General features: G+C 65.4%; 22 protein-coding genes. 9 read left to right on the top strand and 13 right to left on the bottom strand.

All coding sequences use genetic code 11. From position 1 onward, the window contains the following. On the top strand, positions 1-379 hold a 379-nt coding region (locus A6A04_RS09050), incomplete at its 5' end, for an integrase core domain-containing protein (RefSeq protein WP_156612540.1). A gap of 318 nt (positions 380-697) precedes the next feature. On the opposite strand, the gene A6A04_RS09045 is transcribed toward A6A04_RS09050, so the two are convergent. The 3 genes from A6A04_RS09045 to A6A04_RS09035 all read right to left on the bottom strand — a co-directional run bounded on the left by A6A04_RS09045 (position 698) and on the right by A6A04_RS09035 (position 3,980). Beyond that, positions 698-1,810 (bottom strand): hypothetical protein, encoded by a 1,113-nt coding sequence (locus A6A04_RS09045; RefSeq protein ID WP_068492073.1) that lies wholly within the window; start codon positions 1,808-1,810, stop codon positions 698-700. A gap of 260 nt (positions 1,811-2,070) precedes the next feature. Then, entirely contained in the window at positions 2,071-3,183 is a 1,113-nt protein-coding gene (locus tag A6A04_RS09040; protein ID WP_068492071.1) for an alpha/beta hydrolase family protein, read from the bottom strand. A gap of 5 nt (positions 3,184-3,188) precedes the next feature. Continuing rightward, on the bottom strand, positions 3,189-3,980 hold the full coding sequence (locus tag A6A04_RS09035; RefSeq protein ID WP_068492069.1) for an MBL fold metallo-hydrolase: 792 nt from the start codon (positions 3,978-3,980) through the stop codon (positions 3,189-3,191). Positions 3,981-4,042: 62 nt separating this feature from the next. On the opposite strand from A6A04_RS09035, the gene A6A04_RS09030 reads away from it, so the two are divergent. Together A6A04_RS09030 and A6A04_RS09020 are read left to right on the top strand one after the other, a co-directional pair. Then, positions 4,043-5,467 (top strand): sigma-54-dependent transcriptional regulator, encoded by a 1,425-nt coding sequence (locus tag A6A04_RS09030; protein ID WP_068492067.1) that lies wholly within the window; start codon positions 4,043-4,045, stop codon positions 5,465-5,467. Between the two features lie 269 nt (positions 5,468-5,736). Then, positions 5,737-7,068: a sensor histidine kinase gene (locus A6A04_RS09020; RefSeq protein ID WP_068492063.1), complete on the top strand. Its 1,332-nt coding sequence runs from the start codon at positions 5,737-5,739 to the stop codon at positions 7,066-7,068. Here the strand turns inward: A6A04_RS09020 and A6A04_RS09015 are convergent. The 4 genes from A6A04_RS09015 to A6A04_RS09000 form a co-directional block, all read right to left on the bottom strand. Continuing rightward, the gene (locus tag A6A04_RS09015) at positions 7,040-7,855 is read right to left on the bottom strand and encodes a YoaK family protein (RefSeq protein ID WP_068492061.1); all 816 of its coding nucleotides are present in this window, start codon (positions 7,853-7,855) and stop codon (positions 7,040-7,042) included. The two genes, A6A04_RS09020 and A6A04_RS09015, sit on opposite strands and share 29 nt — an antisense overlap. Before the next feature lie 232 nt (positions 7,856-8,087). Next, the gene (locus A6A04_RS09010) at positions 8,088-8,540 is read right to left on the bottom strand and encodes a YaiI/YqxD family protein (protein ID WP_216636088.1); all 453 of its coding nucleotides are present in this window, start codon (positions 8,538-8,540) and stop codon (positions 8,088-8,090) included. A 2-nt stretch (positions 8,541-8,542) separates the two neighbouring features. After that, positions 8,543-10,027 (bottom strand): Ppx/GppA family phosphatase, encoded by a 1,485-nt coding sequence (locus tag A6A04_RS09005; protein WP_068492059.1) that lies wholly within the window; start codon positions 10,025-10,027, stop codon positions 8,543-8,545. Between the two features lie 6 nt (positions 10,028-10,033). Further along, positions 10,034-12,178 (bottom strand): RNA degradosome polyphosphate kinase, encoded by a 2,145-nt coding sequence (locus A6A04_RS09000; RefSeq protein ID WP_068492057.1) that lies wholly within the window; start codon positions 12,176-12,178, stop codon positions 10,034-10,036. Between the two features lie 89 nt (positions 12,179-12,267). Here A6A04_RS09000 and A6A04_RS08995 point away from each other — a divergent pair, with 89 nt between their 5' ends. Beyond that, positions 12,268-12,789, top strand: a complete 522-nt coding sequence (locus A6A04_RS08995; protein WP_068492056.1) for a SixA phosphatase family protein — start codon at positions 12,268-12,270, stop codon at positions 12,787-12,789. A gap of 282 nt (positions 12,790-13,071) precedes the next feature. On the opposite strand, the gene A6A04_RS08990 is transcribed toward A6A04_RS08995, so the two are convergent. The 4 genes from A6A04_RS08990 to A6A04_RS08975 are packed head-to-tail and all read right to left on the bottom strand — an operon-like array spanning position 13,072 to position 16,673. After that, complete coding sequence (locus A6A04_RS08990; protein ID WP_068492053.1) at positions 13,072-13,851, bottom strand: SDR family oxidoreductase; 780 nt, start codon at positions 13,849-13,851, stop codon at positions 13,072-13,074. Next, positions 13,826-14,524, bottom strand: coding sequence for an HdaA/DnaA family protein (locus A6A04_RS08985; protein ID WP_068492052.1), 699 nt, complete (start codon positions 14,522-14,524; stop codon positions 13,826-13,828). Before A6A04_RS08985 ends, A6A04_RS08990 begins: the two co-directional genes overlap by 26 nt. Beyond that, positions 14,521-15,612 carry an AI-2E family transporter gene (locus A6A04_RS08980; RefSeq protein WP_245651140.1) on the bottom strand — a complete coding sequence of 364 codons (1,092 nt, stop codon included), beginning with the start codon at positions 15,610-15,612 and terminating at the stop codon, positions 14,521-14,523. The genes A6A04_RS08985 and A6A04_RS08980 overlap by 4 nt, the downstream gene beginning before the upstream one ends. Further along, positions 15,609-16,673, bottom strand: coding sequence for a DUF2066 domain-containing protein (locus A6A04_RS08975; protein ID WP_068492050.1), 1,065 nt, complete (start codon positions 16,671-16,673; stop codon positions 15,609-15,611). The genes A6A04_RS08980 and A6A04_RS08975 overlap by 4 nt, the downstream gene beginning before the upstream one ends. A gap of 105 nt (positions 16,674-16,778) precedes the next feature. Between A6A04_RS08975 and purM the strand changes: the two genes are divergently transcribed. The 5 genes from purM (at position 16,779) to A6A04_RS08950 (ending at position 21,884) form a co-directional block, all read left to right on the top strand. After that, positions 16,779-17,828 carry a phosphoribosylformylglycinamidine cyclo-ligase gene (gene purM / locus A6A04_RS08970; protein ID WP_068492081.1) on the top strand — a complete coding sequence of 350 codons (1,050 nt, stop codon included), beginning with the start codon at positions 16,779-16,781 and terminating at the stop codon, positions 17,826-17,828. Further along, on the top strand, positions 17,825-18,439 hold the full coding sequence (gene purN, locus A6A04_RS08965) for a phosphoribosylglycinamide formyltransferase (protein WP_068492048.1): 615 nt from the start codon (positions 17,825-17,827) through the stop codon (positions 18,437-18,439). Before purM ends, purN begins: the two co-directional genes overlap by 4 nt. A 118-nt stretch (positions 18,440-18,557) precedes the next feature. Then, positions 18,558-19,499 (top strand): glycosyltransferase family 9 protein, encoded by a 942-nt coding sequence (locus A6A04_RS08960; protein WP_245651138.1) that lies wholly within the window; start codon positions 18,558-18,560, stop codon positions 19,497-19,499. A 55-nt stretch (positions 19,500-19,554) separates the two neighbouring features. After that, entirely contained in the window at positions 19,555-19,851 is a 297-nt protein-coding gene (locus A6A04_RS08955) for a type I phosphoribosyltransferase (RefSeq protein WP_068492045.1), read from the top strand. Positions 19,852-19,874: 23 nt separating this feature from the next. Next, the gene (locus tag A6A04_RS08950) at positions 19,875-21,884 is read left to right on the top strand and encodes a sensor histidine kinase (protein ID WP_068492044.1); all 2,010 of its coding nucleotides are present in this window, start codon (positions 19,875-19,877) and stop codon (positions 21,882-21,884) included. Positions 21,885-22,179: 295 nt separating this feature from the next. Here A6A04_RS08950 and A6A04_RS08945 read toward each other — a convergent pair whose 3' ends face one another. Together A6A04_RS08945 and A6A04_RS08940 are read right to left on the bottom strand one after the other, a co-directional pair. Next, a complete protein-coding gene (locus A6A04_RS08945; RefSeq protein WP_068492041.1) occupies positions 22,180-22,647 on the bottom strand; it encodes a cache domain-containing protein in 468 nt (155 codons plus the stop codon). 22 nt (positions 22,648-22,669) lie between these two features. Beyond that, positions 22,670-24,370, bottom strand: a complete 1,701-nt coding sequence (locus A6A04_RS08940) for a methyl-accepting chemotaxis protein (protein ID WP_082914817.1) — start codon at positions 24,368-24,370, stop codon at positions 22,670-22,672. Positions 24,371-24,480 lie beyond the last annotated feature (110 nt).

Genomic DNA, 24,480 nt, shown 5'->3' with positions numbered 1-24,480 from the left:
TTTCAGCTACCGGGCCGAGAATGTGGTCCAGACGCTAGAGCAGGTCTGCCGCCAAGTTGGCTATCCAAGGACGATCCGGGTCGATCAGGGCTCGGAATTCATCTCCCGGGACCTGGACCTCTGGGCCTATGTCCATGACGTGGTTCTGGACTTCTCGCGTCCCGGCAAGCCCACCGACAACGCCTTCATCGAGGCATTCAATGGGCGCTTCCGAGCCGAGTGCCTGAACGCCCACTGGTTTCTCAGCCTTGACGACGCCCGGGAAAAATTAGAGGCTTGGCGTACTTACTACAACGAGCAGCGCCCCCATGGCGCCATCGGGTACAAGGTCCCGATTTCGTTGCAAAATCACGATGGCTCATCCAGCCGGCCACAGTGATAGAACGCCGGAAACTCCAGCCTCCGGCGATCCAAACTCCGGGGGCACATCAGAACGCCGGAAACTCCAGCCTCCGGCGATCCAAACTCCGGGGGCACATCAAGGAAATACGGAAATGCCCGTGCGGCAACCGGCTTTTCCAGACGTCCAGCCGATCATCCCCCTCCAATCGCCGCTATTTTTAGACAACGCCATGAATTCACAGGACAATCAACAGGACTCACGCCTTTCCATGGCAGGACCCCTATTTCCAGCCCCCCAGCCAGCGCCCCCATTCCGACCGACAAGCCGGGATGGGGGCATCTTGAACCGACCGGGTCAGCCCATGGCGCTCCACGGAATGACGATATTGCCGATCAGGCAGCAGGCCAGCAGCACGAAGAACATGGTGCGGTCCAGCACATAGGACAGCGCCTTGTCATCCTTCTTGACGAAGATGTAGTTGGACAACAGGGCCAGGGCGATCGTGAGGAAAATGGTTCCCAGGCCGAAGGCCGCCACATAATCCACCAATCCGAACGACCCTGACGGCGGCAGGATGGAATTGGCGACATAGGAATTGGCCACGGCGCCGAAATAGGCGGCGGTGGGCAGCGAGAAGCGCGGCCCCACATCCGAGGGTTTGACGAAGAAGTTGGACAGGGCCAGGGCCAGGGCCGCGAACAGCGACAGGAAGATCTTGCCGTAGACGCCCATATTGGCCCGAACGATGTCGATGCCGACGATGTACTGGGTGAAGGTCTTCTTGTCACCCGCGGGCAGGCGGGGATCGCCATAGGCCGAGCGGTAGGTGTGGGGCTTCACCACATTGGCGTGGCTGGCCACCTTATAGCCGGGAATCTGGACCCGAGAGCTGATATTGGCGGACTTATCCGCCACATAGCGCAGCTTGGTCCCGTCGCGGGCACCATCCTCGATATAGATGTTCAGCATGTGGCTTTCGATAGGAACCCGCGACGTGTCGAAGAACTTCAGGAATTTCGCCGATACCCGATACTTCTGGTAATGGCTGTCATTGTCCCCGTGATATTCCTCAAGCAGGTCCTTCTTGCTGATGATGCCATCCACCACCACCATCTTGCCGCCGGGGTCCAGCGTCTTTGGCCCCGTCCAGTTGAACCATATGTAGAAATTGGCCGACCAGCTCGAATCCTTGATCGAGAAGGTATCGATATTGTCCAGATAGGTTCCCACCGTGACAGTGGCGAAATTGCCATCGGCAGGAAGGGCCTCCGGCGGCGTGTGGCCGCGTTCGACCACGTCGGCGGTCATGCGCACCTGATGGTTATGGCTGGCGCGCATGCGATTGTCGGCCATGTTCGAGGCGCTGATCCAGATCAGGGAGCCATACACCACCGCCACGAGGGCAGCCATGTAGGTAACGAGCCGCTGTTTTTCCGCGCCCAGGTCAGACCAGGTCTTGAAGAACATTCACCCCTCCTCGGCTTGTGGCGGAGAGCCTGGCAAGACGTCGCCTCCATCCATCACCAAAGACGTGCCTTGGCGTCACTCTGCACGACAGCCCCGCCTGCTGTCAGATTCAGAGACCCTACCCATCATCGCCCCGACACACAAGTGAAGCCATGGGCGCACGATTTGAACGCATTAATACGTGCAAACAAGATGATGCTTTCCGGAATGAAGCAACATGAAACCGAAACTCGGCATTCAGTAATTATCGATCGATAGTCTTACTGTATTGCTTCATCATCGACCATCACCAGGAAACATCGCTTGGTCGAAAAATTGGTGCACTTTTCCAATGCCTCTTCCATGGCCTCGTCAGTGCTTGACCGCCCGGAACGCCAACCGTAGGCCCCGGTTTTCGACATGGCAAAGGCCTTGTGGCGCCCGGCATCGAGGAACTGGGCATAGGCCGCCCGTCCCTTGTCCGACAGGCCGCTGGGATAGGAAATCGCCGAGACGTCGCGCGGCGGCAGCGGCCGGGCGAACTGGGTCAGCCCCTGGGCGGCCAGGAAGTCATCCACATAGGAAGTCCACAGGCCGATGCCCTTGGTGGAAAACAGCAGATGGCCATCGTCGCCGAATGCCGGGGCCCGGATGAGTTGCGCCCGACCGCCGGCCTCGGTGAAGGCGGTATGAAAGCGGTTGGCGAGTCGCGGTCCGAAATAGTGGTCGTTTTCGGTATAGACCCAAAGCATGGGCACCCGCGCGGTGCGGCCGAAGGTGGCGAAAGCCGCCACCAGCCGGTCGGCGACGCAGACCTCGTCCGGCTTGGTGGACCCACGGCCGCCCGCGAAATTGATCACCGCCGCCAGGCCCGGAGGGGGATCGGCGGCCAGGGCCACGCTGGCGAAGCCTCCCGCCGACTGCCCCACCGCGACCACCTTTGAGGCATCCACATAGGGCTTGGCGGCCATGGCCCGGATGGCCTGGCGCAGATCTTCCGCCGATCGTCGCCCCGATCCCACATAATCGGGATTGTCGCAGCGCCCCGAGCTTTCCACGTAGTCCCCCTCGGAATTGCCATAGCCCCGGCGCATCACCGCCACCGCCACCCATCCGCGACGGGCGAATTCACGGGCCTTCGATAATTGGGCGCTGGCGTGCATGCCCTCGCGGTCCTCGGCCCGGCGCGGCGCGCCATGGCTCAGCAGGACCAGGGGATGGCGGCCGCCGTCATCGGGCCTGACCACCAACGCCTCGAGATCGAGCGCATCGCCATCGAACCGTGCCGACAGAGTGATGCCTTCCTCGATCAGCCCGCTGGCCCCGGCCGGACCAGCCAACAGCAAGACGACAGCAAGGAAGACTCCCGTCCTGGCCAGACCCCGTATCCACATTCGCGTCACCCCTTCTCAATCACCATGCGGACCCCATGTTGCGGCATGCGGTACTTCTCGCCCATGCCCTTGACGGTCAGCGAAGCCTGGAACATGCGAGGATCACAGGAGTTATCGGCGAACATGTCCCAGTGACAGGGTATCGCCTGGGCCGGATCGACCCGGCGCACCAGTTCCGCCGCCTCCCAGTGAGACAGGTTAGCATAGCCGCCATTGATGGGCAGGCAGACCACGTCGGGCAAATGCTTCAGCCCAGCTTCGGCCAGCAGGTCGCACCAGGCGGTATCGCCGGTGATCCAAAGCTTCGGGCCGGTCCCCGCCTGGACCATGACACCCATATGGGTCAGGTCGCCCGCGTCGGTGGGCAGGGCGAAGGTCCCGGTAAGGGTGAGATCCCCCAATTCCGTGACCTGATTGGGCCAGGACAGCAGACGGTCGCTTTCAGCGATTTCGGCGAGATCGAATACCGCCTGGGTATCGCCGGGCCCCATGAACCGCTTCACCTTGCCTGACCGGGCGCAGGGACACAGGGTCTCGGGATCGGCGTGATCCTTGTGGGAATGGGTGCAGATCAGCAGATCGGCTTCCAGCGCCTCGGGGGCCAGTTGCACCGGCACAAGCCGATCCAGGTCGAGCCCGCGCCGCGACGGATGGCAGGAATTGGAGAGATAGGGGTCCACCGCCACCACCACGCCCTCGGGCGATTTCACCATCCAGCCGTTCTGGCCCAGGAACCACAGGGCCAAGCTTCCCACCTCGACCCGGCTATCGCGGATTTCCGTCATCAGTTCCGACATGTCATCCTCGATCGCCTTGGGTTGGTGTTGACCTGCAGCAGGATACTGCGAACAATGCCCTCATGACCAATCTTCCGATCATCCTGGTGGTGGACGACGAACGGCAGTCGCAGGAAGCGCTGCGCCGGGTGCTGTCGGATGAGTTCCAAGTCCTGACCGCCTCCACCGCCGAGGAAGCCGAGACACTGCTGGAGCAGGAAATGGTCCATGCCATCCTGTGCGACCAGCGCATGCCCGGAGTCCAGGGCGTGGAATTCCTGAAGACGGTTCGCGCCCGCTGGCCCGATCCGGTGCGCATGATCATTTCGGGCTATTCCGACGCCGAGGATATCATCGCGGGCGTCAACGAGGCGGGCATCTACCAGTACATCACCAAGCCGTGGGAACCCGACGCCCTGGTCCAGACCCTGCACGGCGCCCTTCGGCTCTATCAGCTGCAGCGGGAAAGCGCCCAGGCCAGCCTGGACCTCAAGGTGGCTCCGGCCATGCTGGAAAAGGCCATCGTCGCCAAGACCGGCACCTTGAAGCGCCACCACCATTTCGACGGCATCACCCATGCCGCCAATTCGCCGCTGGCCGAGGCCATCCACATGGCGCGGCGGGCGTCGGGTTTCGACATCTCGGTGCTGATCACCGGCGAGTCCGGCACCGGCAAGGAACTGCTGGCCCGCGCCATCCATTATTCCAGCCCGCGCGGCAACAAGCCCTTTGTGGTGGAGAACTGCGGCGCCCTGCCCGACCAGTTGCTGGAATCGGAACTGTTCGGCTGCAAGAAGGGCGCCTTCACCGGCGCCTATGAGGACCGCATCGGCCTGTTCGAACAGGCCAATGGCGGCACCATCTTCCTGGACGAGATCGGAGAAACCTCACCCGCCTTCCAGGTCAAGCTGCTGCGCGTGTTGCAGGAGGGCGAAATCCGCCCCCTGGGTGCCCGCCTGACCCGCAGGGTCGATGTGCGCGTCATCGCGGCCACCAACCGCAACCTGGAAGAGGATGTGCGGGAAAAACACTTCCGCCGCGACCTGTTCTACCGGCTGGCCGCCTTTCCCATCCATTTGCCGCCGCTGCGCGAACGGCCCATGGATATTCCGCTGCTGGCGGAGCGGTTGCTGGCGGAAACCCGCAAGGGCTTCGCCCGGCCCGACCTGGCCTTCGCCCCCGAGGCGCTGGAGCTGCTGGCGGTCCATGACTGGCCCGGCAATGTCCGCGAGCTGCAAAACGAGATTCAGCGCATGGCCGCCCTGGCCGATGGCAAGCGCCTCGGCCCCGACCTGATCAGCCCGCGCCTCAGGCGCCAGGGCGCCATTTGCGGCCCCGGCCGCCCGGGCAGCCTGAAGGATCAGGTGGAAGCGTTGGAAGCCCGCATCCTGGCCGAGGCGCTTGGCCGCCATCATGGCAATATCACCCGGGTGGCCGAGGAAACCGGCCTGTCGCGCGTCGGCTTGCGGGCCAAGCTGCGGCGCTATGGATTGGAACGGGAGGGCTAGGGCATAAACCCATAAATGGCGCTAGACGCGCTGCTGGAGAAAATGGCGGAATGGCAGGAGAAACGCGATGAGCATAGTGGGGCTATGGACGAGCGTTTCGACGCACCAGTCCACCATTTTGTCCGCAGCCGGAACGGACACGGCGATTTTGGCCCCCGGCTGCGTTGCCCGCCCCTGGTGGACCGCCAGTCCACGGAAGGCCGGGCGCCTGTCCGGAAGCAAAAATCGCCAGTGTCGCGACCACGCCATTTATGGGTTTACGCCCTAAGATGGCCACCTATGCCGATCCCCGCCCCTCGTCCGCCTATGACTTCGCCGGAGCCGCCGAACCCGATGCCGCCACCGCCCAGGAGACCGCCTGGATCGAGGTCATCCGCAAGATGGAGGAGGTCTATTCCGACCTGATCCAGTACGAGGTGGAACTGGAGGAAAAGAACACCGCCCTGGAGGAGGCCCAGCGTTTCATCAATTCGGTGCTGTCGGCGGTGTCCGACATCCTGATCGTCTGCGACCAGCGCGGCCATATCCTCCAGGTCAATCTCGCCTTCCTGCGCCTGACCGGCCATGCCGAGGTCGACCTGTTCGAACGGCCGCTGGACGAGCTGCTGGCCGAAACCACCGGCGAGTTGCGCCTCTATAGCTGGATCGATGCCCAGCCCGGCCTCGAGCGCGAGGTCCGCTTCCGCTCCGCCGATGGCGGCCAGACCGAGCCGGTGGCGCTCAACTGCGCCACCCGCCTCGACCATCGCGGCCTGCCCGCCGGGATCGTGCTGACCGGGCGGCCGGTGGGCGAGTTGCGCCGCGCCTACGAGGCGCTGAAGACCGCCCAGGCGCAACTGGTGCAGCAGGAGAAGATGGCCTCGCTGGGACGCCTGATCGCGGGTGTCGCCCACGAGCTCAACAACCCCATCAGCTTCGTCTACGGCAATGTCCACGCCCTGGCCAAGTATTCCGAGCGCATCGGCGCCTATCTCGACGCCATCCACGGCGGCTGCTCCGACGAGTTGCGCCAGCGCCTGCGCCAGGAACTGCGCATCGACAATACCCTGGCCGACCTCCCGGCCCTGATCGGCGGCACCACCGAGGGCGCCCAGCGGGTGGCCGATATCGTGCGCAGCCTGAAACGCCTGTCCTTTTCCAGCGCGGGCGGGCCGGAAAGCTTCAATCTGTCGGAAGTCGCGGCCAAGGCGGTGCAATGGTCGTCATCGGGCAGCCGGGGCAGCGCCGCGGTGGGCGTGGATCTCTCCGCGCCACTGCCCATTCGCGGCAATGCCGGGCAATTGCACCAGGTCATCGTCAATCTGGTGGAAAACGCCCTGGACGCGGTGGCCGGAATCAGTGGCGGCCGCATCTCGGTCCAGGGCCACATGGACAAGGGCGAGGCGGTGCTGACGGTGGAAGATAATGGCCCCGGCATCGCCGAGGACATCCTGACCAAGGTGTTCGACCCCTTCTTCACCACCAAGCCGGTTGGCAAGGGCACGGGCTTGGGGCTGTGGATTTCCTATGGCATCGCCCGCGACCATGGCGGCAGCCTGGATGCCGACAACCTGCCCGGCGGCGGCGCCCGCTTCACTCTGCGTCTGCCGGCGGCCTTCTGAGGCGTCTGGAGCGGTCTTGCAGGCGATGGCGCAGGAATACCCGGCGCCGGGTCCGTACATCGTCGACCAAGGGGACGATGGCCAGCACCACCAGGAAAGCCGCCAGGGGGATGGTCGAGGAATAGCCGATATGGTTGAAACCGAAGGCCCCGATCACGCCGCCGCAGAAGAATGAGAGCAACAGGCAAGACAGCAGCGCCAGTCGCGCCTTGTTGGCTCGCACCGGCTTGTAGTGGGCGGTCTCGGCCTGTGAATTGATATAGAAGGCCTTGCCCAATTCGATACCGATATCAGTGACGATGCCTGTCATATGGGTGGTCCGGATTTCCGAATTGGAAATCTTGGTGATGATGGCGTTCTGCAGCCCCATGATGAAGCAGAGCAGCATCACGGTGACCGGAATGAAGCCGCTTTCGTGCAGTTCCAGCCAGCCGCCCATCAGACCGAAGCACAGCAGCAGCAGGGCTTCCCACAATAGCGGATAGGCATATTTGCTGTGGGTGCGGTGGTGAAGTCCCCAGTTGATCAGAATGGCAGAATAGGCCGATCCCGCCACGAACGCGGCCAACGACCCCAGGCAGATCACCACCACGCCCAAATGACCGAGAATCAGGCTGTCGGCCATGGACGAAACCATGCCGGTCATATGTGAGGTATAGCGGTCCACCGCCAGGAAGCCGCCCGCGTTGATCGCCCCGGCGATGAAGGCCAGGGAATAGCCGAGATGCTTGTTGGCCGAGGATGTCCGCTTGTCGCCGGACAGCCTGCGCAGATAATAGATGGGCATGGGGATCGGGTCCGAGAATCTTGCTGCGACGCAGCATAGGCGCTCGCCTACCGGGAATAAAGGAAGGAGATGACGAGTCCTAGAGTTTGCCCGGTTTAGGTGGAAGCCCCCTCTCACCTCGTCATGGCCGGGCTCGACCCGGCCATCCATGGACCCCCGGATCAAGTCTGCGGGTGATCCGGGGGCCAGGGGTGACGAAAGAGAACTCCGTTCCCACCAAACTCGGACAGCCTTACCGCTTCAGGCGCCTGGCCTGATGGACCAATGTGTCCAGCGCCGACAGGAAGCGGGAGCGGTCGGCCTTGGCGAAGGGGGCCGGACCACCGGTGATGGCGCCGGTCTCGCGCAGCGCGTTCATCAACTCCCGCGTCGCCAGGGCGTCGCCGATGGAGGCTTCGGTGAAGGGCTTGCCGTTGGGCCGGATGGCCAGCGCCCCCTTGGCCAGGCAGCGCCCCCCCAGGGGGATATCGTTGGTGACGCAGATATCGGCGGCCTCGATCAACTCGACGATGCGATCATCGGCGGCATCGGCCCCTTCCGGCACCACCACCATGGTCAGGCTGGGATCATTGGGCAGCCGCAACCAGGCATTGCCCACCACCGTCACCGGCAGGTCATAGCGCCCGGCCACCTTGAAGACCTCGTCCTTGACCGGACAGGCGTCACCGTCGATGTAGATGCGAATCGTCACGCCACCCGCCTCACCACCAGGGCCTCGCAGCCCATGGCCTTGGCCAGCCGGTCGAAGCTGCGGTCGATCTCGATGCCGAAGGCCGGATTGTTGGCGGGAACCTCCAGCACCAGATAGCCGTCCTCGGCCATCAACCGGGTCTGGCGCAGCAGATTGGGAGCGCCGCCAGACAGGGTCTGGGCCAGGCGCAGGGCCAGGCCGATAATGCGGGAGCGCCGCAGCCAGTCTTCCTCGACCAATCCGATGGCGCGGGCCACCAGCGGAGAATCCTCGTCGCCCTGATAGCGGCAATAGATGGCGAAGGCGATGGCGGCGCGGTGGCGGTGGCCGACCCCCATGAAGGGCAGCCGCAGGATGCGCAGGAAGGCCTGCTCCGCCCGGTAATCGGGATGCTCGTTCCAGAAGATGTCGGACAGCAGGCAGGCGGCGTGGCGCAGCTGCTTCTCGCGCGGGGTCTCGTCGGGGAACAGCGGCGCCATCCAGGCGCGCAGCTCATCGCCATGCTCGGGGAAGCGGGAATTCAACACCGCCATCTGGCGGCACACCGCCAGCAAGGGGTCCTCGGACTTCATCTTGTCGGGCAGGCGCTTGAAGAATTGGCCTTCCCGCATGCCATAGATGGAGAACACCAGCCGGGCGGGCTGGACGGCGCGGACCACCCGTTCCAGGATCAGGGCGGCCAGCGGCAGCCCCCCCACCCGCTTCCGGGACACGCCGGGGACCTTTTCCAGCGACTTGCGGCTTTGGGCCGAGACCAGATCCAGGATGCGCAGCGCCTCGCGGGCATCCAGCGAGAAATTGTCCAGCACCGTCAGCGGATGCTGGGTCTGGGCGATACAGATGCGGGCGATGGCGCGCCAGGCGCCGCCGACCGCATAGAGATTGCGGCCCTTGCCTTCCTCCAGCCAAGTGATGGCCTTCAGGTGGCCATCGACGATGACGCTGGCCTTGGTGCGGTCGTCGCCCGAAGCCTCGGCCAGACGCAGCAGGCCCAGCGGCATGGTCTGGTAACGGCCGAAATCCCGGTCCTGTACCGTCACCAGTTCCAACGAGCCGCCGCCCAGATCGGCGACGATGCCATTGGCGTCGGGCGTGCCGCACAGCACGCCCATGGCCGCCATCTTGGCTTCCTGGCCGCCGGACAGAACCTTGACCTCCACGTCGAAGCGCCGTTCCACCTCGCGCACGAAGGCGTCGCCATCGCTGGCATCGCGCACCGCCGCCGTGGCCAGGATGTCGAGGCGCGACACCTCCATGGCCCGGCACAGGGCGACGAAGCGCCCGACTCCGGCCAGGGCGGCTTCCACCCCCTCGGGATTGAGTCTGCCGCTCTGCCCCAAGCCCTGGCCAAGACCGCACACCGCCTTTTCGTTGAACAGCGGCACGGGCACCCGATGCGCGATGTCATAGACGCACAGGCGGATGGAATTGGACCCGATATCGACGATGCCGATGGGGTCCTGGCGCAGCTTGATCTTCATGGCGGGCTAGACCGGCGAGTCGATCTGGAGCTTGGGCCGCCTGCCCCGCTCTCCGGCGCTGCCCCGTCCCGACAGTGATGGATTGGTCATGAAATAGGTATGGGCGTTGAAGGCGCCTTCCTCGGCCATGAAGCGCTCATATACCCCATCGGCGCGCAGAATCCAGGTCTGGGCCTGATCCTTGAGATTGGCCACCATGATCTGGTCGAGGATCTGGCGATGCACCGTGGGATTCTCGATGGGAACGAAGCTTTCCACCCGCCAGTCCATGTTGCGCGGCATCCAGTCGGCCGAGGAGATGAACACCTTGGCGTGGCGCGACGGCAGCCGGTGGCCGTTGCCGAAGCAGAAGATTCGGGAATGTTCCAGGAAGCGACCGACGATGCTTTTCACCCGGATATTTTCCGACAGCCCCGGAACGCCAGGACGCAGGCAGCAGATGCCGCGCACCACCAGATCGATCTTCACCCCCGCCTGGGAGGCGCGGTACAGGGCGTCGATCTGTTGCGGGCAGACCAGGGAGTTCATCTTCAGCCACATGGCGCCGGGCTTGCCCGCCTTGACGTTCTCGATCTCGTTCTCGATCAGGGCGGCGATGTTCTTGCGCAGGAACATGGGCGCGATGGACAGGCTTTCCAGCTTGTCCGGCGTGGCGTAGCCGGTCATGTAGTTGAAGGTCTTGGCCGCGTCGCGGCACAGCGCCGGGTCGCAGGTGAAGAAGGACAGGTCGGTATAGATCTTGGCGGTGATGGGGTGGTAGTTGCCGGTGCCGAAATGGACATAGGACACCAGATTGCCGCCCTCGCGGCGCACCACCAGGGAAATCTTGGCGTGGGTCTTCAGTTCCAGGAAGCCGAACACCACCTGGGCGCCGGCCCGTTCCAGGTCGCGGGCCCAGCGGATATTGGCCTCCTCGTCGAAGCGGGCCTTCAACTCCACCATGCAGGTGACCGACTTGCCCGCCTCGGCGGCTTCCACCAGCGCCTTGACGATGGGGGAATCGGCGCTGGTGCGGTACAGCGTCTGCTTGATGGCCACCACCTGCGGGTCGCGGGCGGCCTGGCGGATGAACTGCACCACCACGTCGAAGCTTTCGAAGGGGTGGTGGACCACGATATCCTTCTTGCGGATGGCGGCGAAGCAGTCGCCGCCGAAATCCCTCACCCGTTCGGGAAATCGGGCATTATAGGGCGCGAACAGCAGGTCCGGGCGCTCGTCGACGATCAGCCGCTTGGTATCCACCAGTCCCAGCACGCCGTCGATCTCGAACACGTCATCGGGATCGACATGCATTTCGGCGATGACCAGATTCTTCAGGTCCTCGGGGATGCCCTCGTTGAAGGACAGACGGATCACATTGCCGCGGCGGCGTCGCTTCAGGGCGGATTCGAACACCCGCACCAGGTCTTCGGCCTCTTCGTCGATATCCATTTCCGAATCGCGGATGACCCGGAACATGCCATAGGCCTCCATGCGGAAGCCGGGGAAGATATGGCCGATGAACAGGAGAACCAGTTCTTCCAGCGGCAGGAACCGGATGGCGTCGCCGGGCAGGCGGGTGAAGCGTTCCACCTGGCTGGGCAGCGGCAGCAGGGCGCGCAGCACCTCGCCATCGTCCAGGCGGAACAGGTGCAGCACCACCGCGAAACCGGCATTGGGCAGGAAGGGGAACGGATGGGCCGGATCGATGGCCAGCGGCGTCAGCACCGGAAAGACATGCTCCATGAAGCGGTCTTCCAGCCACTTCATGTCTGACTTGGTCAGCTCGGTACGATCAACCACCGCGATGCCCGCGTCGCGCAGGGCATCCTTCAACTCGCGCCAGCACCGCATTTGCGCCGTCAGCAGCTCGGTCGCCCGAGCATTGATGGCGACCAGCTGCTGCGCCGGGGTCAGGCCGTCCTGGCTGGTGGTCATCACTCCGGCTTCCACCTGCCCCTTCAGGCCCGCCACGCGAACCATGTAGAACTCGTCCAGGTTGGCGGCCGAGATGGACAGGAAGCGCAGGCGCTCCAGCAGCGGGTGATGAGGATTGAAGGCCTCGTCGATGACCCGGCCGTTGAAGGCCAGCCAGGACTGCTCCCGGTTGATGAAGCGGTCCTTGGATTCGATATCGATGGCAGGCAGATCGACGGGGGTGGAACTGGTCACGTCATCACTCCGAGTGGGCAGGCTTGGCGTTGCCGCAGTTATTTATATATCCTGGAAACCTCACTGTCATGGTTCGGGCTGTTACGGATATGCGAAAACTCTTTCTCCTGCGCCATGCCAAGTCCAGCTGGGACGTTCCCGGCCAGGACGACCGCGACCGCCCCCTGTCGGAACGCGGCCATGCCGCCGCCGGAGTGATGGGCCATTACCTGGAACGCAACGCCATCCGACCGGCCCTGGCGCTGGTGTCGTCGGCCTTGCGCACCCGGGCCACCTGGGACCGCATCGAGCCCCGGCTGGAAGGCGTGCCGGTCTCCATCGAGGACGAGATCTACGAGGCCAGCCGGGGCGATCTGCTGCACCGGCTGCGCCGCCTGGACGATCATGTGGGCTCGGTACTGCTGATCGGCCACAATCCCGGCATCGGCCGCCTGGCCGAGACCCTGGTCGGCCATAACGGCGAGCCCGAGGCCTTGGCCAAGCTGCACGAGAAATTCTCTACCGGCGCCCTGGCCGAGATCGAACTGCGCATCACCCATTGGGGCGAGCTGGAGGCGGGCAGCGGCTCGCTGGTCCGCTTCGTGCGGCCCAAGGATATCGGATCGGAATAGGCATCACGAGCCCGATTCTGATGGTCGCGTCATCCCAAGCGACGCGAGGGATCCCATCCTGGACCGATGTCTCCCAATTGGGCACAGCCATTCCAGGCGGAGATCCCTCCGCCCCCAAAGGGGCGTCGGGATGACAATGCAGCCCAGCCCGCCCTACATCACCCCGGGATAGGCGCCGACTCGTTTGCCCTCAATCGCCGGGCGCCGCCTCCGGCGGCTTGGCTCTCGCCGCATGGGCGGCGCGGGCGCCTTGCGCTCGTGGCGGCGGTCCTTCAGCCCGCCCTACATCACCCCGGGATAGGCGCCGCCATCCAGCAAGATGTTCTGGCCGGTGACATAGCCCGCCTGGGCCGAGCACAGCCAGGCGCAGGCATCGCCGAATTCCGCAGGATCGCCGAAGCGCCCGGCCGGAATCCCGCTCGCCCGCCGGGCCAGGGCCTCTTCCAGCCCGATCCCCTGGGCCTTGGCCTGGCCCGCCATCGTGGCCCGCAGCCGGTCGGTGTCGAAGGCGCCAGGCAACAGGTTGTTGATGGTGACATTGCGGGCCACCGTCTTCCGGGCCAGACCGGCGACGAAGCCGGTCAGTCCGGCGCGGGCACCGTTGGACAGGCCCAGGATGTCGATGGGCGCCTTGACCGCCCCCGAGGTGATGTTGACGATGCGGCCGAAGCTACGCGCCATCATGCCGTCCACCGTGGCCTTGATCAGTTCGATGGGGGTCAGCATGTTGGCGTCCAGCGCCTTGATCCAGTCGTCGCGACTCCAATCGCGGAAATCGCCGGGCGGTGGCCCGCCCGCATTGGTCACCAGGATGTCGGGATCGGGCAGCCGGGCCAGCAGGGCGGCGCGGCCCTCGGGCGTGGTGACGTCCACCGCCACCGCCTCCACCGAGGCGCCCAACCGGTTCCGCAGATCGGCGCAGGCCGCCTCCAGAATATCGGAACGGCGCGCCGCCATCACCACATGGACACCCTCGCGGGCCAGGGATTCGGCCGCGGCGCGGCCCAGGCCGCGGGAGGCGCCGCAGACAATGGCCCTACGGCCCGCCAGTCCCAGATCCATGCTCCACCTCCCGTTCCAGAACCTTGCGGACCAGCGCCACCGTCACGGCGCGATGCTCGGCCAGGGATGCCTTGTCCAGGCGCTCCACCAGCCGGGCGCAGGCGGCGAAGCTGCGATCCATCCGCCCCAGCAGATAGCTCACCACCCCTTCCCCCACCTTGATCTGGCGATCGGCGAACTGCTTGACCAGCACCGCCGCCAGCACGGCATCGTCGGGGGCGCCGATGGAAGCCACCGGCAGGGCATTGAGACGGGAGCGCAGGTCGGGAAGGACCACCGGCCAGCGGGCGGGCGCCAGACGCCCGCTCAGCAGCAGGAAGGCGCGCTGTTCGCGCACCAGATTGATCAGGTGGAACAGGGCGTCTTCGTCCAGTTCCCCGCCATCGCAATCCTCCAGCGCCAGGGTGGGCGCTGCCTCCAGCAGGCGCGGCGCCATGTCCACCGCCAGCCGGTGGGCGGGCAGGATCACCCCGCCGGTGCGGGCGGCGAACAGATGGGCGAGATGGGTCTTGCCGCAGCCTTCCGGCCCGTGGATCGCCAGAACCCTGCCGCTCCAGTGGGGCCAGCGCTCCAGCCAGGCCAGGGCCTCGGCATTGCAGGGAGCCGGAAGGAAATCATCCTCGGCCAGGGCGGTGACATGTCCGAGATCGAGGGGAAGCTGGGCTCCGTTCACGTCTCTCCGCCGTGATAGAGCGAACTGGTCAGGTAGTTGTTCAGGGTGAATCGCACCACCACCCCGATCACCGCCGCCGCCGGAACCGCCAGCAGGATACCGACGAAGCCGAACAGGGCGCCACCCGCCAGCAGCGAGAAGATGATCCAGACCGGATGCAGCCCGACCCGGTCGCCCACCAGCTTGGGCGTCAGGATATTGCCTTCCAGGATGTTGCCGATGATGAACACCACGCCGACACCGCCGATCAGGTGCAGCTCGGCGCCCTGGGCGATGGCGAGGCCCATGCTGGCGATCAGGCCGATCAACATCCCCACATAGGGAACAAAGGCGCCAAGACCGGTGCCGATGCCGATCATCAGCCCCAGATCGAGGCCGGTCAGGGTCAATCCGGCACCGTAGAACACCGCGAGCGTGAGGCAGACCGTGGCCTGGCCGCGCACGAAACCGGCCAGGGTCCGGTCGATGGTCTTCAACTCGCCCCGGATGGTCTCGGCGCGGTGGCGGGGCAGCCAGCCGTCGATGGTGTCGACCATGTGGTCCCAGTCGCGTAGCAGATAGAAGGTCACCACCGGGGTGATGAACAGCAGCGACAGGATGGAGAGGATGGCGATGCCACCGGTCAGCACGCCCTTGCCCACCTCCACCACCCAGCCGACGGCGGTCCCGGCATAGGCCCCCACCGAGCTTTGCAGCTTTTCCACCTCGGCGGGAGACAGATGGCTGTAGAACTCGTGCAGCAGCGGCCGAGCCCGCTCGTTCAGGGTCGCCACATAGCCGGGCAGCCTCTGCACGAAGGTCACCACCTGCTGCTCCAGCACCGGTATCAGCAGGAACAGGAGCGCCCCGAACAGCGAGAAGAAGAACAAGGTGATGATGGCGGTCGCCAGGATGCGCGACAGTCCCGCCCGCTCCAGCCGGTCGGCCAGGGGATCGAGGAAATAGGCGATGGCCATGCCCGCCACGAAGGGCAGCAGCACGCTGCGGAGCAGGTAAAGCATGACCAGGAAGGCCACGGCGCCCATGGCCCAGATCCTGATGCGCTGGCCCGGCGTCATGGCCGGTTTCATCTGCCGTTCCTCCGTCATTTGGGCTTCATGGTCCAGTAGCCCTCGGCCCAGTCCAACGCCAGACCCGCCCCGCCCAGGGCAGCCTTGACCTGTTCCGGATCGCCCGCCACATACAGCATCAGGGCGGCTTCCTCGCGCGACAGCGACACGATTTCCCAGCGCCGCACCATGGGCACCCGGGCCAAACGCTCACGAATGGCCAGCCAGTCCTCCAGCCCCTTCAGCGGCGCCATGGCCGCCATGGTGGAGGCCCGGTCGAAGGACAGCAGGTTCTGCTGCTTGTAGGCGGCATCCAGGCCGTTGGCGATATCCAGGGCGGCGGCGCGTAGCGCCACATCCACTCCGGCATCACCCATGGGATAGCTTTTGACATCGAAGGGCTTCAGAACGCCGGGAATGCCGCCCAGGGACACATCCAGCGCGCTGCCCGCCGCGTTGACGGCCGCGGCCGCCACCAGCACATCCGAAGTCCGGTAGCGGGCACCGAACGCCGACAACCCCGCCATATCCCCGGCCAAGGCCTTGTCGGCCCCCAGCGTGGCCATGTCGGTGGTATCGCCGCTGGGCACCGCCAGCGGCACCAGGGCGCCCGTGCCCAGCAGGTTCCAGACGGACCGCCACGGATTGGGGTCGTCCCACAGCACGGCGCGGCCCGCGCCTTGCGCCTTGAACACCGGAATCACCACCACCGGCCGGGGCCGGGGCTCGGCGTATTTCAGCCCGGCATCGCGCAGCAGTTTCCTGACCGCCGCCGGGTTGTAACGCACCGCCAGGGTGGCGATATAGCGCACCGAGGACGAGCGTTCCTGCTCGATGCCGACATCGCGCACATACTGGACCGCGTCGGCGGTGGGCAGGCGGCCGTGATCGGCGGGCATGGTCAGGCGTTCCAGCAGACGGCGGAAGCCGATGCGCTGAGCCTCGGCGAAGGCCTGCTCACGGGCGGCGGCCACCGATTGGGCGGTCACGTCCATCTCGATTCCGCGCACGGCAAAGGCGTCGGCCGCCCGCGCCGCGCCGGGCGCGGCCAGGAGAATTCCGAGGATGAGGGCTGCGCCGAGACGGCGGAGAGAAGCCATTGCAAACCACATGGGATGAAGTATCTTCCACCAGATTTTCGTGCCGACCATACCACACCGAAGCCCCCGAGGAAGCCCATTCCCGTGCATACCGACAAGCAGGGCCTGACCTATCGCGACGCCGGCGTCGACATCGACGCGGGCGAGGCATTGGTCGAGGCCATCAAGCCGCTCGCCAAGTCCACCGCCCGTTCGGGCGGCGCCGCCGGTCTCGGCGGATTCGGCGCGCTATTCGACCTCAAGGCCGCCGGGTTCACCGACCCGATCCTGGTGTCCTCCACCGATGGCGTCGGCACAAAGCTGAAGGTCGCCATCGAGGCGAACAAGCACGATACCGTCGGTATCGACCTGGTGGCCATGTGCGTCAACGATCTGGTGGTCCAGGGCGCCGAGCCCCTGTTCTTCCTCGACTATTACGCCACCGGCAAGCTGGACGTGACCGCCGGAACGGCCATCGTCGCCGGCATCGCCGAGGGCTGCCGTCAGGCGGGCTGCGCCCTGGTGGGCGGCGAGACCGCCGAGATGCCGGGCATGTATGCCAAGGGCGACTATGATCTGGCCGGATTCTCGGTGGGCGCCGCCGAACGGGGCCAACTGCTGCCGGTCGAGGACGTGGCCGAGGGCGACGTGCTGCTGGGTCTCGCCTCGTCGGGCGTCCATTCCAACGGCTATTCCCTGGTGCGCCGCATCGTCGAAAAGGGCGGCCTGTCCTATGACGCCGCCGCCCCCTTCGCGCCGGGCGCCAAACTGGGCGAGGCGCTGCTGGAACCCACCCGCATCTATGTGAAAAGCTGTCTGGCCGCCATCCGCGCCGGAACCGTCAAGGCCCTGGCCCACATCACCGGCGGCGGCCTGATCGAGAATGTGCCGCGCGTCCTGCCCGAGGGCGTGGTGGCGGAGATCGACGGCTCCGCCTGGACCCTGGCCCCGGTGTTCAAGTGGCTGGCCAAGGAGGGCGGCGTGGTCCCCCACGAGATGGCGCGGACCTTCAACTGCGGCATCGGCATGGTGGTGATTTGCGCCGCCGACAAGGCCGACGAGGCCGAACGCATCCTGACGGCGGGCGGCGAGACCGTGTATCGCATCGGCCGCATCCGCCAGCGGGTGGGCGACGAGGCGCAGAGCCAGGTGCTCAACCAGGACGGCTGGGCGTGAGGAAGAAGGTCGGCGTCCTGGTCTCCGGCCGGGGCAGCAATCTCCAGGCCCTGCTGGATGCCTGCGCCGATCCCGCTTTTCCGGCCGAGATCGCTTTGGTGATCTCCAACATTCCCGGCGTCTATGCCCTGGAGCGGGCGGAGAAGGCCGGGGTGCCCACCCTGGTGATTCCGCACAAGGGCTTCGCCACGCGCGAAGCCTTCGACGCCGAAATGGACTCAGCCCTGCGCGCCGCCGGGATCGAGATCGTCTGCCTGGCCGGTTTCATGCGGCTGCTGTCGGCCGGGTTCGTCGAGTCCTGGCGCGAGCGCATGATCAACATCCATCCCTCGCTGCTGCCCTCGTTCAAGGGACTGCACACCCACCAGCGCGCCATCGAGGCCGGGGTGAAGCTGCACGGCTGCACCGTCCATCTGGTCACCCCCGACCTGGACGACGGGCCGATCCTGATCCAGGCGGCGGTGCCGGTGCTGGACTCCGACACCGAGGACAGCCTCGCCGCCCGGGTTCTGGAACAGGAACACCAGGCCTATCCGGCGGCTCTGAAGCTGGTGGCCGAGGGCCGCGTCACCGTCAAGGGTCCGCGCGCCTTCATCCGCGACGATGGCTGAGCCGAATCCCCCCCCTCCCCCACCCCCGGTGGGGGAGGGTCGGGGTGGGGGCGCCCCCCTCCCGGCCTCCCCCCGGCACGGCCGAGGGGAGGGGGAAAACTCTTCCATTCTCGTCTATGTGGGCCTGGATGCGGTCGGCGACGGGCTGATCAAGCTGCCTTTCCTGCGGTCCCTGCGCGCCGCCTTCCCCCAGGCTCGCATCACCTGGATGGCGGGGAAGGGCCATACCGTCTTCGCCGGTATCCTGGCGCCGCTGGTGGCCGGGCTGGTGGACGAGGTGCTGGACGATGCCGGAATCGGCAGCCGGGTCAGCGAGCTTTTCGCCAATCCCCTGCCCAGCCGCCGCTTCGACCTGATCATCGACACCCAGCGCCGCCTGCTCACCACCCTGATCCTCAGGCGCATCCGCCATGGCCGCTTCATCTCGGCCGCCGCCGGATTCCGCCTGTCGGCCGCCCGGCCCGCCGATCACCGCCGCCCGGCCTCGCTGGCCAAGCAGATGACGGTGCTGCTGGACCTCGCCGCCCCCCATCGTCCCCGTGACATGGCGCCGCTGCCCCATGACGCCGGAGTGGAGGCCGAGGCCGACCGCCTGCTGCCCGCCGGGCCGTGCTATGTGGGGCTGGCGCCCGGCGCGGGCGGCAAGCACAAATGCTGGCCGCTGGAGCGGTTCTGCGAGTTGGGGAATACCCTGGCGCGACGGGGCATGACTCCGGTGGTCCTGCTGGGACCGGCCGAGGCCGATTGGATCGAGCCGGTACGACGCCTGCTTCCCGGCGCCTTGTTGCCGCTGCAGGAAGCCGCCGCCCCTTCGCCCATGCTGACCATCGCCCTGGCCCGCCGCATGGCCTGCGCCCTGGCCAATGACAGCGGCACCGGCCACATGCTGGCCTGCGGCGACATCCCGCTGGTGTCGCTGTTCGGCCCGACCCCGCCCGAGAAATTCGCCCCCAATGCCCAACGGCTGACAGTGGTGAGGGCCCAGGATTATGGCGGCAGCGACATGGCCACCATTCCGGTGGCGGCGGTAGAGCGCGCCATCACCGAGTGTTTGCTTTGACCGGGCCTGCCCCTGCCGTTACCATACGTCAGAATTCGCAACATCGAGCGCGGCCATGAACATCAAAGACCACATTCGCGGCGTCCCCGACTTCCCCAAGCCGGGCATCCTGTTCTACGACATTTCGACCCTGCTGGCCCATGCCGACGCCTGGGCCGTGGCCATGGGCCGCCTCGCCCGCGAGGTCCGCCAGTTTCAGCCCGACGTGCTGGCCGGCATCGAGCTGCTGCGCAAGATCGGCGCCCACGTTACCGGCGCCGCCTCCATCATCGAGTTGTCCTTCCTGCCTGGGCGCCAGCGCCTGCAGGAATTGGACGTTCCCTTCGTCAGCCTCGCCGCCTACGACGACTAAGGCTGCATTTTCTCAGGAGCACCATGGAGGTCGCGGCAGCGGCAGCCCTGTTCGGAGCTTTGGTGGGTTCGGCGGCAACGCTGGCCTGGACCCGCCGTCGCGCCAGACGACAGCCCGACAAGGCCGCCGCCGCCCAGCGCCTGCTGGTGGAAGCGCTAAGCAACGGCACCGATGGCGTGGCGCTGTATGATTCCGAGCATCGCCTGATCATCTGCAACGAACGCTATCGCGCGCTGCTGGCCCCGGTGCGCGACATGCTTCAACCCGGCATCCGCTTCGACGACCTGGTTCGGGCATTCGCCCGGATCGAAGGACTTGACCAGGGCTGGATCGACCTCAAGCTTTCCACCCGCACCAGCACCGGCATCGAGGAACAGTTCCGCAATGGTTTGTGGGTGCTGGCCAATGCCTACCCGACCCATGACGGCGGCTGGCTGCGCATCCTGCGCGACATCACCATCCGCAAGCAGGCCCAGACCTCGCTGGAAAACACCGTTGGTTGGCTGAAGGGTGTCATGGATACGGTGGTGGACGGCATCATCACCATCGACGAGACCGGAACGGTGCTGTCGTTCAATCCGGCGGCCCAGAGGATATTTGGCTACGGCGCCGACGAAGTGGTGGGGCGCAATGTGAATATGCTAATGCCCGAGCCTTACCACAGCCAGCATGACGGCTATATCAGCAGCTATCTCGGCTCGGGCCTGAAACGCATCATCGGATCGGGCCGCGAGGTCGTGGGGCTGCGCCGCGACGGCACCACCTTCCCCCTGGACCTCGCCATCACCGAGATGCGCGACGGCAACATGCTCACCTTCATCGGCGTGGTGCGCGATATCACCCAGCGCAAGCGGGTGGAAGATGCCCTGATCCAGGGCGAGGCGCGCTTCCGCGCCCAGGCCAACCGCCTGCAGGCCATCATCGACAACATGGCCCAGGGCATCGCGGTGTTCGACGGCGACGACACCCTGATCGCGCTCAACCGGGCGGCGCTGCGCATGCTCAGCCTGCCCGGCGGCGAGATCAAGCCCGGCGCCATCGACATTTCCCTGTTCATCACCTTGCTGGCGGTCAGCGACCGCCCGGCGGGCGAGGACGCGGTCAGAATCACCAGCGACCTGGCCGAAAGCATCCGCGAGCGGCCCGAAATGGTCTTCGAGCATGCCGCCGATTCCGGCATGGTGATGGAAGTGCGCTCGTCATCCATGCCGGGCGGCGGCCTGATCCTCAGCTTCACCGACGTCACCGACCGCAAGCACACGGAACAGACCCTGCGCCATGCCAAGGATGAGGCCGAGCGTGGCAATCGGGCAAAGAACACCTTCCTGGCCAATATCAGCCACGAGCTGCGCACGCCGCTCAACGCCATCATCGGCTTTTCCGAGATGATGAAACACGAGATCTTCGGGCCGCTGGAGCCCGCCAACTACCGCACCTATGTGGACGATATCCACGACAGCGGCATGCATCTGCTGGAACTGATCAACGATATCCTGGACATGTCCAAGGCCGAGGCCGGGATGACCGATCTTCAGGAATCACCGGTCGACGTGATCGAGGTCATTCGCACATCCATCCGGCTGATGACCCGACGTGCCAGCAATTCCGGCATTCAGATCGTCGATTCCCTGCCCGACCGCCTGCCACTGCTGCTGGCCGACGAGCGCCGGATTCGGCAGGTGATGCTGAATCTGCTGTCCAATGCCGTCAAGTTCACCGATGACGGCGGCCGGGTCGAGATCAGTGCCCACCTGACCCAATTCGACGATTACCAGATCACCATCACCGACAACGGCATCGGCATGACGCCCGAGGACCTGACCCGGGTGATGGAGCCCTTCGTGCAGGCCGACACCCGGCTGTCACGCAAATACGAGGGCAGCGGCCTGGGACTGCCCCTCACCAAGGCCCTGGTCAACGCCCATGGCGGGCAGTTGCTGCTCGACAGCGCCATCGGCCGGGGTACCAGCGCCATCGTCACCTTCCCGGCTTCGCGGGTATTGCACAACGATCTGGCGGCCGCCGATATCTGATCCTGGGAGATCGGTTCAAGTCCACGGCTGCGCGGTTTATTTTGGCGGCGCGATCCCCTGGCGGCCAAGAATCGCAACACAAAGGGGATTTCCCTTTTCCGTCATGCGCGGGCTAAAGCGTCGTGCCCATCCGCTAGAACCAATATGCCCAACGGCGCTCGGACCGAACCGCGTGGATGGCCGGGACGAGCCCGGCCATGACGAAAAAGGGGCGGCTTGCTCCGCACTCTTGGTGCCTTGGTGGTAAATCCCCCAAGGCGATGCTCTCAAACCCAGTGAGAGCCTGGCACTTCGCTTACGCCGGCGGATAGCATCCGGCCATGAACAGCAGGTCGCCGTTGGGCTTCACCCAGGTGTGCTTGGGCGCCAGTTTCTTGGTTTCGGGATGGGTCCAGGTGTATTTGGCCCAGGCGCCGCCGGGACCGGACTTGCCCGCCTTGATCATCTCCTGGATGATCAGGACGCCATTGGTATCCTTCAACATCGGCAACTGCTGATTGTCGATCAACTTGGGATTGATGGCATGGGCCTTGAAGATGCCGTCCATGGTCGAGACGATGACGTAAAGCTCGCCATTGACCCAGTCCTTGTTGTCCTTGTTCATGAAATCGGCATAGGACTTTTCCTGGCCCACCGCCTTGTAATGGGCGATAGCCTTGTCCACCAGCGCCTGGGCGGCGGGGCATTCGTCGGCGGCCTGGGCCTGCGATGCCCCCATTCCCACGGCAAAGGCGGCCAATACGGCCAGTTTGGCGAATTTCATCACGACATTCCTCCTTGTTTGGTTATGCGGAGCGCAGACGAGCCACCAGCCCGTCCACCTGGGACTGCAACCGGCCGAACTCGCCCACCAGGGTCTCGGTGGTGACATGAACCGACGCGGCCGCCGCCCCCACCTGATCGGCAACCCGGCGAACCTCGCCGATGCCCGACGACACCGTTCGGGTGCCCTCGGCCGCCTGCCCCACCGAGGAAGAAATCTCCGTGGTGGCGCGGCCCTGCTCGGCGACGGCGCCGGAAATGGCCTCCAGCGCCTCGTTGACCCGGCCGATGGTGGCGACGATGCCGTCGATGGCCTGCACAGCCTGATCGGTGGCGGCCTTCATGGCGGTGATCTCGCCGGTGATTTCCTCGGTGGCGCGCGCCGTCTGGCTGGCCAGGGTCTTGACCTCGTTGGCGACCACCGCGAAGCCCTTGCCGGCATCGCCCGCCCTTGCCGCCTCGATGGTGGCATTGAGCGCCAGCAGATTGGTCTGGGACGCGATATCGTTGATCAGGCCGACCACCACGCCGATCTTGCCGGAAGCGGCGGTCAGGGTCTTGACGGTCTCGTCGGTCCTGGCGGCTTCCGCCACCGCCTCGCCCGCCACCCGCGAGGATTCCGCCACCTGCCGGTTGATCTCTGAAATGGAGCCCACCAGACGCTCGGCCGCCTGGGCCACGGTTTCCACATTGCCGTTGGCCTGTTCCGAGGAATCGGCCACCTGGGCGGTCTGGCTGATGGCGGTTTCGGCATTGGCCGCCAGCACCTCGGCCTCGCCCCGGATGGAATCGGCGGCCTTGGACGCGCCGTCCACCGCCGAGCGCACCGAGCTCTCGATCTCGGCGGCCAGATCCGACATGGCCTGGCGCTTGGCCTGTTCCGCCTGATTCTGCAGGGTTTCCTGCTCCTCGGTCAGCTTGCGCACCCGCTGGGCATTGTCCTTGAACACCTGGACAGTGGCGGCCATGGCACCAATCTCGTCCTTGCGGCCGATGGCCGGGACTTGCACCGAAAGATCGCCATCGGCCAGTCGTTCCATGGCCTTGGTCATACCCCCCACCGCGCTGGAAATGCCGCGCACCAGCAAGATGGAGATCACCGCCAACAGGGCCAGCACCACCAAGGCGACAGTGATGAACCAGCTCCGCGCCGATGAGGCCGCCACCTCGGCCGCCTTGCGGCTGCTGTCCACCAGTCTGGCTTCCAGCTCGACGAAGCTGCGGGTTTCGCCCATCAGGGCCTGAAACGAGTCCTGCGCTGTCCACATGAAGGAGACGGCGGCGGTGAAATCCATCTTCTGCATGGAAATCACCTGGTCGGTATTCTGCTTGTAGGTGGCCAGGGCCACGTCCAGGGATTTGAGAAGACGGTCTTCTTCCGGTTCCAGCGCGAACTGGGCGCGGTACTCGCCAATGAATTTCCGCGCCTTCACCATGGCATCGTTGAAGCCGACCTCGACCTTGGCGACCTTGGCCTCCTCCACTCCGGCCGCGTTCCATGTCAGCAGACGGTAGAGATCGGAATGGGCGTCTTGCAGGATGTCGCTGAAATCGCCGATCCGCACCGATTTGGCGAAGGAGACGTCGGCGATGTGGTCCAGGGCGGCCTGCTGGGTTCGCAGCCCCTGCATGCCGAGAACGGCGATAACGACCAGACCGATGGTGGCGACGACGGGCACGATGGCGATCTTGGCCCAAATCTTCACGTCATCGAGAAACCGCATCGCTTCCCCCTCAGGCACGCTCAATAGTTATTGATATCATGCGAGATGGCCCCCAGCGAGCGATACATTTGTCATATACACCCGGCAAAGGCACAGTGCGTCGCCGATCG

It is taken from the genome of Paramagnetospirillum marisnigri, from assembly GCF_001650715.1.
GTDB lineage: Bacteria > Pseudomonadota > Alphaproteobacteria > Rhodospirillales > Magnetospirillaceae > Phaeospirillum > Phaeospirillum marisnigri.
Note: the sequence above shows the minus strand (reverse complement) of the source record. Positions and strands in the feature narration are given on the sequence as shown.